We start from the raw sequence: 9,379 nt of genomic DNA on the forward strand, positions 1-9,379 counted from the left end.
TTCCGTCCCTCCTAAATTTTAGGCAAAAAAAAGCTCATTCAAAATGAATGAGCTAAAGCAACATAAAACATAAGGGGGATAACAATATCAAGTAACACAGTAAATATTGGTCATTGCTGCTTGCTTGAAACTGAATTCATCTTAATAGGTAATAGTGTTTTTTACTGTTTCAGTTATGTTATTAATTGTAATGATACAATTAGAAAACATTCTAGGAGTATGATGCTTTTTATTTATGGGTATATTCTAGGCAAAAAAAAGCTCATTCAAAATGAATGAGCTAAAACAACATAAAACATAGGGGGATAACAATATCAAGTAACACAGTAAATATGGTCATTGCTGCTTGCTTGAAACTGAATTCATCATATCCCTTTGCTTTGTATTTTACTGTATTGATTAGGTAATGAATTGTAATTACGCTTTTGTAATAGCACTATGGTATAATTTATTACAATGTATTAATTTGTTAAAGTTATCACTAAAATTAATTAGCTTAAGTTACTTGAAACTTATTCACCAAGTTGAAACGCTTGACCTATTTGTTAAAAGCACGTAATTTTTGTATTGAAACGAGTGTTTTAAATTGTCTTTTTTTCGTTTCGTTAACCCCTTAGACAATAACCTGTAAATAATAGAAGTAGAATATGAGTACCAAAAATAAAATATTAGATGTCGCCGATGTACTTTTTGCTAATAAAGGCTTTAATGGCACATCGTTAAGAGAAATCACTAGCCAAGCTAATGTTAATTTAGCTGCTGTGAATTATCATTTTGGTTCTAAAAAAGAATTGATCAAAGCGGTAATGTCTCGTTATATGGATGAATTATCTCCGCAATTAGAATCAGCGTTATCTTTGATCTGTCAAGCAGAAGAAAAGCCTACGTTAGATGAGGTTTTTTCGGCATTTATTGAGCCGTTATTAAACCTTAATAGTTTTAAAGAAAATGGCACAAGTACTTTTCTACAATTATTAGGTCGAGGTTACACCGATAGCCAAGGTTTTTTACGTTGGTTTTTAACTACGCAATACCCTAATGTGTTTACTCATTTTACTAACGCTGTTAAAAAAGCCTACCCAGAATTAAGTACTGAAGAAATGTTTTGGCGTTTACATTTTACCATGGGCACCTTGGTTTTTACTATGTCATCTAGTGAAGCGTTAATTGATATTGCACAAAATGATTTTAATAATAAACTAGATATCGCTGGTGTTATTGCCCGAGTTATTCCTTATGTTGCCGCTGGGGTTGCTGCTCCTATTACAAAATTATGAGATTAAGAAAATAGCCATTAAGTGGACAATTAATTAATCACTAAACTACTTACTAACCTAAACAATAAATTAATCAATACTAGTTCTGCTTTTAACAACAATTTGTATTATAATCCGCGCCAATAGTGCTATTTTCAGCATGTAATAAGTTTATTTAGGGTTCAGGTGAGATATGAGTGTTGATGCAATTGGCTTGTCAGCCGATTTATTAAAGGCGGTTAAAGAGTGTGGTTATAAAAACTTAACCCCGATTCAACAAGAAGCTATTCCAGTTATTCGTCAAGGCTCTGATCTTTTAGCGAGCGCACAAACGGGTACAGGCAAAACAGCCGCGTTTAGTTTACCTATATTAGATGCAATCGCTAAAGCAAATCATGCATCTAATAGCGCGAACAAGTCAGAAGATTCGAAAAGCGCTTCAGGTCAAGCAATTCGTGCTTTGATATTAACGCCTACTCGAGAGCTTGCTAATCAAGTTGCAGACAACATAAAACAATATAGTCAATACTTACCAATTAAAAGTGGCGTGGTATATGGCGGCGGAAAAATGGCGTCGCAAACTAATATGCTAAAACAAGGTGTCGATGTGTTAGTTGCAACGCCGGGACGTTTATTAGAGCATTTAAACTTACGTAATGTGGACCTGTCTCAGGTAAAATTTTTGGTTCTTGATGAAGCCGACCGTATGTTAGATATGGGGTTTTTAGCTGATATTGAAAAATTATTGGTGGCGGTAAAACATAAACATCAAACCGTTATGTTTTCCGCAACATTTTCAGAACGCGTAAAGTCGTTAGCTAATCAATTATTAAAATCACCTAAAACAATCAGTATTTCTAAACAAAATACCACCTCAGGTAAAATTAAACAGGCGGTTTATTGGGTAAGTGAAGATCGAAAACGTGAATTACTCTCTGAAATTATAGGCGTTAATAATTGGCAGCAAGTACTGGTTTTTGCGGGCACTAAAGAAAGCGCGAATATTTTAGCGAAAGAATTGAAGTTAGATGGTATTAAAGCCGCTTTATGTCACGGCGATAAAACCCAAGGAGCTAGAAATAAAGCATTAGAGCAATTTAGTGAAGGTAACGTTCGCGTATTAGTTGCAACAGATGTTGCCGCTCGCGGACTAGATATACCTAATCTTAATTATGTAGTTAACTTCCATTTACCTTTTTTACCTGAAGATTACGTTCATCGTGTGGGTCGTACAGGTCGAGCAGGTAAATCAGGAACGGCAATCTCTTTAGTAAGTCCAAAAGATGAGCGCTTCTTAGAAAATATTGAACAGTTAATTGAGCGAAAATTTGAACGTATCGTTGCCCCTGGTTATGAATTTAACCGTCAAGAGTTCGATGCTTATCAAGAAGCAACTGTAAAGCGTGATAGTAAAAATAGATACCGCGCAACCCAAGAAAAGAACCAAAGCTTGGCAAAGAAAGATGTAAAAGGTAAAGAGCAGAATAAAAACAAAGCTGCGCGTACAAGTACTAAGTACAATAATAAAATTCAGAAAAAGCGTTAAGCTTTATTCGAAGAGCTTGTTAAAATGACAAAACCAGTAATGGATTTTATAACACAAACTGTTGTTATAACGGAAACGCCTTTTGATAAAAGGCACTGTTGCTGGTTTTGTGGCGAGCCAAGTCATGTGAGCTTTAATTTCCCCCCATCTTCCAACACTTCTAGCGCTATTTATAACACTAATTATCTAGTTGTTAATTGTCCACACCCGCGTATTTCAGTTCCTTGTTGCAGTGAGTGTAAAAGCCTTGCACGTAAAGCAGAAGTCGACAATATCTGGGCTGTTAATGCTTTTGTAAAAAAACAGTTATTAAAAATTTACGCTAAACATCTCGCTATTGGTGTAAATTGGACGCAAGAAGAGTTAGCAAGCAGTGAATTTGAACACGGAAATTTTGCAGGGTTTGCTAGAAGTGCTTGGTTTGTTTATGAAGTAGCAAAGGGGAGGGTAAGTTATGCCGGTTGGCCATTAATTGCTAATGGCGTGGTACTTGATGAGTCGGTTTACGAGGAGTTACAAGCAGAAGAATTGTTTCACTTTGATGGTGTAGCATATCCATCGGTTACTGCGGCGATTGAACATTATGCGGGTATATTTTTATTAGACCAAGGTTATGTTAACGCGGTTTTACAATATATGGCTGATGGACATATAGATGAGAAATCATTTGCGAAAACGATTCGCTTTTGTCGATTATTAGTAAATGCCACGCAGAGTGAGTTAAAGGTGGCATTTTTGACGTTAATTAATTCGAATGATTAATCAAAATAATTAATTTACTAGTGACTGGTTTTTACCTATTAAACGACTGATAAATGAGCTGCACTTTGTGTTTTTCTTCGGTACAAAATTTGATCAGCCCGTTCAAAAAAGCTTTCTTCATTATCAGCTCTACTCATGAACGTTGAACCTACACTGCATGATAATTGATACTTACTTAACAGCGGATTGTTTTCTAGAGCAAAAACAATTCTACTTTCAATAATAGTCAATGCTGAATCAATAGAGTTTTCTACAATAATGGCGAATTCATCACCACCAAACCTAAATAGGCTATCAGAGTCTCGTGTACATTGACGTAACACGCTAGCAAATTCTTTTAATACAAGATCGCCAGTTACATGTCCAAAGGTATCGTTAATTGCTTTAAACTTATTTAAATCGCCTAACACTAAACCCACTAAAGTATGGTGTCTATTCGCATTATGCATGGCTCGTTTTAATTGTTCATCAAAATACCTTCTATTCCCAAGACCTGTTAACCCGTCTTGCATAGCTAGTTGTATAGCACTGTGATAAGCGATTGCATTTTTTATCGGGTATAGTAAACAGTTGTGAAGTTGTTCTAAAACTTTAAAGTTAGTTAAGCTTATCGGACTATTAATCCCATAAGTTAATGTACCGACAAAATCGTCCCCCATCTTTAATTCAAAACAACGTTCTTTTTTAGCTTTTCTACTGCCGCGTAACGTTTTATTTAATTGAGGACTTTTAAAGTATAAACCTGAAAAATCAATATAACGAGCGGCCTCAATCGAAAATATAGTTAATAATTTATCGAGATCAAGCGTTGTTTGTAATTGACTCATGAAGGTTACCATTTGACGCTTGTCAAATAACAACTGAGTAAAACCTTCTGCTACAAGCGCATCCGTGCTTAACGTATTATAGGTATTCAATGCTGAGAATCTATTATCAAGTACGTTTAGTGTTTGCATACAACAACCTCTTTAACTAATCTTTTACCTGTAGGGATCAAATATTCATTGCAAAGCGCGAAAATATTGACGGTAAATCTTATCTAGTTAGAGTAAAGCAAAATATATACCAGCATTGTTTTTTGATGTTTTTTTTAATTTCCATACAAGCCATATTGCAATGTATTTTTTAATTGATTGATATTTATCGTTTTTATGTTTTGTTGTCTTTTTTTTGATGAAATAGGTTATTTGTTTAATAGTTTAGGCGGCAATAAATTGCCGCTATTTAGAGAGCTTGGTAATAAAGGCTAAATAGTATTACTAGAGGCTGTTTTAGATGTTCTATCTGTTTAAATCAGAAGTTAATTATTGTAAAAATAATCTCGAATGGTCAATAGGGCCAGATTCAACGAATCAAGCGTTGATAAGTAATCAGGTTATCAATAAGCCTACATTCTCAATGTAAATCATTATTAAACTGATAATAAAGGATCTTATGTGAACGGATATTTTGAGATATTAGTAATACTCAGCTGTGCCGTTTTTGTGGTGTGGGTATTTCGCTGCCTAAAATTGCCTGCTATTTTGGCTTACTTAGTAGCAGGAGTTATTGTTGGTCAACATGGTTTTGATATAACTAATGATCAAGTGGATTATGATCATTTTGCTGAACTGGGTATTGTTTTTTTACTATTTACACTGGGTTTAGAGTTTTCATTACCTCGATTGATGGCCATGCGACATTTGGTTTTGTCCGTTGGTAGTTTACAAGTTGCTATAACACTTCTCATTTTTATGGTGGCAGGTGTATTTTGGGGATTAAGTTTTTCTGCAGCTTTTGTGGTCGGCGGTATATTAACACTTTCTTCTACTGCGATTGTTATTAGGCAATTAAGTGAAACTGGGGCGATGAAGCGTAAATCAGGGCAAATTTCTGTTGCCATTTTACTTTTTCAAGATGTTGCGGTTGTTCCTTTGTTAATTATTATTCCTATGTTGACATTATCTAATCAAACAACCATGGTTTGGGCATTAATATTTGCCATGATTAAAGGGATAATTGTTGTTGCATTACTGCTATTAATTGGCAAATGGTTACTACCAAAAATATTTAAAATTATTGCTCAAGTACGTACTGATGAACTGTTTGTTTTAACCACACTATTGGTCACCTTATTAGCGGCGGCATTTACACAATGGTTTGGTTTGTCGATGGCATTAGGAGCATTTCTAGCTGGTATGATGCTCAGTGAAAGTGAATATAAACATCAATTAGAAGCTGATATTCGCCCATATAGAGATATTTTACTAGGTTTATTTTTTATCACCGTAGGGATGAAACTAGATGTAGCTTTACTTATTTCGTCTCCATTTAGTCTACTCAGTTTAATGTTTGTTTTTATGGCGATAAAAATATTAGTGATTAAAGTACTGGCAGTAAAAGCTAGAGAATCTGATAAAGACGCCTGGGCATCTGCTTTGATGTTGGCGCAGATGGGGGAGTTTGGTTTTGTGTTAATTGCATTAGCTAGTCAAAGTAATGTATTACCGACGGATGTTGCATCTATGTTATTAGGTGCAGGGATTCTTAGTATGGCAATCACTCCGTATATGATAAACAATGCCAGGGCGTGGGCTTTATTACTCTGTGATAAAACTACCGAAGCTACTTTGAAATTATCAATTTTACCTGAGGCAAAAAAATTAGAGAGTCACGTTATAATTTGTGGGTTTGGTCGTGTTGGGCAAACAGTAAGTCGATTTTTAAAACAAGATAATATCGACTTTATTGCTATTGATGTTGATCCACTTCGTACACAAAAAGCACGGGATGCTGGTGAGAAGGTATTATTTGGCTCATCACGACAAACGGAGGTGCTTACTGCTGCAAATCTTGGTAAAGCAAAACTGGTAGTTATTGCGTTTGGCAATGATAATCAATCGATAGAGGTGATTAAAAAAATTAGACGAATTAATACCGATGTTCCTATTTTAGTTAGAACAAGAAATGACGACCAATTAAATAATTTACGTGAAGCGGGGGCGAATGAAGTAGTACCAGAAAGCTTAGAAGGCAGTTTAATGTTAGTGTCTCAAGTGTTGTCTTTATCAGGGGTGCCGTTAATTAAAATTATGCGTAGCGTACAAAAAGAACGTAAGAATCATTATAGCCATCTCCATGGATTTTTTCAGGGCGAGCAAACGAATATGGGACCTGAAACTATTGATCGACTTGAGTTTGCCCATGGCGTGCAATTAAGCGATCATTCTTTTGCATGCCACAAGTCAATTCATTTATTAGCATTACAACTTCGTAATGTTTATGTGGTTGCATTACATAGAGAGGGAATTGAAATAGCTGATCCAGCAATGGAAACTACTTTGCAAAATCAAGACACGCTAGTGATAAGAGGGAAGCCAATAGATGTTGAACGTGCAGAACATTACTTACAAAAAGGTAAAAGGTGAGTAGCTTTATCTATTTTGAATACTCTAAACACTTATAAATCGAGAAAATACCTAATCGATTGTTCTTTTTCCATTGCGTCATCAAAACCTAACTTTATTAATTCACTACAAAAGTTTTTATCAAATAATAAATAACTGAGAATACTCGATTCAGAATCATTACCTATGCCAGCACTTCGTAATAGAAAGCGTATAGTTATGGGAAGATCATAGTAATACTTTGCAGCAATAGCATTAAAATCGTGACTAGGATTTATTACAAAAGTATCAATATGCTGTAAACCTGCATTAGCTTTTCGATCTTCAGCTGATATTAATTTGAGAGTTTGATTAATTCGTTTCAAACGCTCTAAATCACTGTGCATGGTATCTGCAAATATGGAGTCTAACAAATGACCTGCAACGGTTGCAGAGCTTGGTGGATGAGAAATGTTTTCTATTGGATACAAAGACTCTTTGGGTTGATCAACACCAATTACAAATATTTTTTTCGCACCTAAATGAATTGCAGGACTTAACGGTGATAATTGATGCACAGAGCCATCGCCAAAATGTTGATTTCTAATGTTGACTGAAGGGAATACCATCGGAATCGCAGCAGAAGCCATTAAGTGCTCTGTATTTAATTGGCATAACACGCCGCGTCTTTTGGCACGAGTCCAGGGAAGTGCTATACCATTTGATTGATAAAAGCTGATTGAATCACCGTTACTATAACTTGAGGCGGTGATAGAAACGGCTGACAAATAGCCGCGAGCTATGTTCTGATCAATACGCTTGAAGTCAAGTATCTGGTTTAGTAAAGATCGTAAAGGGGAGTTATTAAGTATACTTCGAGGTTTTTTATTAGCATAATCGGCTTGAAAACTGGCTAGCATGCCTTGACCAATATGACCAAAAACATGAAGTGGATCACTATGATAAATACTTGATATATTAAAATTCTTCCAAGCCCATTCTAATTTCTTAACACCTAAATTAAAGCAAGATGCATGACAAGCTAAAGCAGTTGTATTAATAGCACCAGCCGAGGTGCCAGAAAGTATTGGGAAGGGAATACCATGATTTCGAGGAATTAACTTTGCAATAGCCGATAAGACACCTACTTGGTAAGCAGCCCTCGCGCCTCCACCAGTAAGTACAAGTGCATTATTGCTATTAAGGTAACTACGTTTTTGGATCATAGAGTTATTATTATAATAATTTGGTTAATTTAAATATATCGATTTTTGATCAATTTCAATGAATTAAGTGTAAGTGGTTTTAATTTACTTCGCTATATATTGGCATATAAATTAATGGTGAACATAGGTGAGGTGATTCAAAATATTCACATTAATAAATATTTTGAATCACATTTAATAAAATATTGAGATAAATTTTAACTAAATATAGAGGCTTAACGCTAGCTTAAAATAGACCTAACCATTTATACGATCGTTAGCGGCATCAAATAACGGTTTTGAAGTTGTTTCTAATGCAGGTAAATTCGCTGCAACATCATCTTTAGGTAATTTAGAAATGATCAGCTCACCAACATCTAGTGAACCAGAAGTTGCCGAGAATTCTAATATATTTTGACCGTTACAACGGAGTTCACCAAAGATATGACGAATTTTAAGTTTATTTTGTTTTAAAAGTGAACGTAGACGATTTTTATTATCACTCGCGACATACTCACAAATAGTTGTGCCAATATCTGCCGCTTTTACTTTTGGGGCTGTCATAGCCGATGTAAATATTAAAACACTGATGGTTGATACTATTAATACTTTTTTCATTTAATAACCTTATTATTGAGTCAATAAAAGAAAAAACCCCGGATATCCTGTTAATGGAGGTGACTCCGCTGTCGTAGGAAAAGATAAAATAGATTTTCCCTTAGACCGGTGGTTTTGCGTAATACACTTTCATGTACTTTGCCTTTTCTTTATTGTTAATAAGTATCATGCAATAGTAACAAAAGTGCAAGTCAAGTAAGGAAATGTAATTCATTGTTAAGTTATTGAAGTAAATAGTACTCATTTCATTTAATAACTATCTAACTGAATTACCGAGCTAAAGAGCTAGAACTTGCATAATAGATTAATAAGAACCAACTATGAATCAATTGAAGAGAAGTCTTAATTTTATCCGCGTGTACGACAATACTTAAGCCGGTAGGTATTTTACTGCTTAATTGATATTGACATTTAAACAAAAGTTAAGCTCATACAAAAAGAAATATGAAGCATGCTTTAAGCTGAAGCTCAATGAATTGTTTGATAAATGAGCTAACAAACAAGAAAAATAAAAATAATGAAAATAACGCTTGATCATTATTAAGAACTCTCTACAATGCGCTCCAGTTCCGAGGGGTTCACGCAAAATGAATCATCAAGAGCTTGTTTTACTAAGTTATCTACTCG

7 protein-coding genes and 1 riboswitch are annotated in these 9,379 nt (G+C 34.8%); of the genes, 4 read left to right on the forward strand and 3 right to left on the reverse strand.

Annotation, left to right across the window (positions count from 1 at the left end):
- Nucleotides 1-647 precede the first annotated feature (647 nt).
- The 3 genes from psrA to CWS31_RS09990 all read left to right on the forward strand — a co-directional run bounded on the left by psrA (nucleotide 648) and on the right by CWS31_RS09990 (nucleotide 3,564).
- Nucleotides 648-1,277: a TetR family transcriptional repressor PsrA gene (gene psrA, locus CWS31_RS09980; RefSeq protein ID WP_101344043.1), complete on the forward strand. Its 630-nt coding sequence runs from the start codon at nucleotides 648-650 to the stop codon at nucleotides 1,275-1,277.
- 172 nt (nucleotides 1,278-1,449) lie between these two features.
- Complete coding sequence (locus tag CWS31_RS09985) at nucleotides 1,450-2,802, forward strand: DEAD/DEAH box helicase (RefSeq protein WP_101344042.1); 1,353 nt, start codon at nucleotides 1,450-1,452, stop codon at nucleotides 2,800-2,802.
- A 24-nt stretch (nucleotides 2,803-2,826) separates the two neighbouring features.
- A complete protein-coding gene (locus tag CWS31_RS09990) occupies nucleotides 2,827-3,564 on the forward strand; it encodes a hypothetical protein (RefSeq protein ID WP_246143471.1) in 738 nt (245 codons plus the stop codon).
- A gap of 38 nt (nucleotides 3,565-3,602) precedes the next feature.
- Here the strand turns inward: CWS31_RS09990 and CWS31_RS09995 are convergent, their stop codons facing one another.
- On the reverse strand, nucleotides 3,603-4,520 hold the full coding sequence (locus CWS31_RS09995) for a GGDEF domain-containing protein (protein ID WP_101344041.1): 918 nt from the start codon (nucleotides 4,518-4,520) through the stop codon (nucleotides 3,603-3,605).
- 480 nt (nucleotides 4,521-5,000) lie between these two features.
- On the opposite strand from CWS31_RS09995, the gene CWS31_RS10000 reads away from it, so the two are divergent.
- On the forward strand, nucleotides 5,001-6,971 hold the full coding sequence (locus CWS31_RS10000; RefSeq protein WP_101344040.1) for a monovalent cation:proton antiporter family protein: 1,971 nt from the start codon (nucleotides 5,001-5,003) through the stop codon (nucleotides 6,969-6,971).
- A gap of 32 nt (nucleotides 6,972-7,003) precedes the next feature.
- Here the strand turns inward: CWS31_RS10000 and CWS31_RS10005 are convergent, their stop codons facing one another.
- Both CWS31_RS10005 and CWS31_RS10010 read right to left on the reverse strand, forming a co-directional pair.
- Entirely contained in the window at nucleotides 7,004-8,155 is a 1,152-nt protein-coding gene (locus CWS31_RS10005; protein WP_101344039.1) for a patatin-like phospholipase family protein, read from the reverse strand.
- Between the two features lie 237 nt (nucleotides 8,156-8,392).
- The gene (locus CWS31_RS10010; protein ID WP_101344038.1) at nucleotides 8,393-8,752 is read right to left on the reverse strand and encodes a DUF3718 domain-containing protein; all 360 of its coding nucleotides are present in this window, start codon (nucleotides 8,750-8,752) and stop codon (nucleotides 8,393-8,395) included.
- 55 nt (nucleotides 8,753-8,807) lie between these two features.
- Nucleotides 8,808-8,905: riboswitch (cyclic di-GMP riboswitch) on the reverse strand.
- Between the last annotated feature and the right edge of the window lie 474 nt (nucleotides 8,906-9,379).

This window comes from Colwellia echini, assembly GCF_002843355.2.
GTDB classification, from domain to species: domain Bacteria; phylum Pseudomonadota; class Gammaproteobacteria; order Enterobacterales; family Alteromonadaceae; genus Colwellia; species Colwellia echini.

What these genes read in the sequence shown, in the direction of transcription:
- CWS31_RS09985 (WP_101344042.1), top strand. Translation starts at nt 1,450, where the DNA reads ATGAGTGTTGATGCAATTGGCTTGTCAGCCGATTTATTAAAGGCGGTT.
- CWS31_RS10005 (WP_101344039.1), bottom strand. Translation starts at nt 8,155, where the DNA reads ATGATCCAAAAACGTAGTTACCTTAATAGCAATAATGCACTTGTACTT.
- CWS31_RS09990 (WP_246143471.1), top strand. Translation starts at nt 2,827, where the DNA reads ATGACAAAACCAGTAATGGATTTTATAACACAAACTGTTGTTATAACG.
- CWS31_RS10010 (WP_101344038.1), bottom strand. Translation starts at nt 8,752, where the DNA reads ATGAAAAAAGTATTAATAGTATCAACCATCAGTGTTTTAATATTTACA.
- CWS31_RS09995 (WP_101344041.1), bottom strand. Translation starts at nt 4,520, where the DNA reads ATGCAAACACTAAACGTACTTGATAATAGATTCTCAGCATTGAATACC.
- psrA (WP_101344043.1), top strand. Translation starts at nt 648, where the DNA reads ATGAGTACCAAAAATAAAATATTAGATGTCGCCGATGTACTTTTTGCT.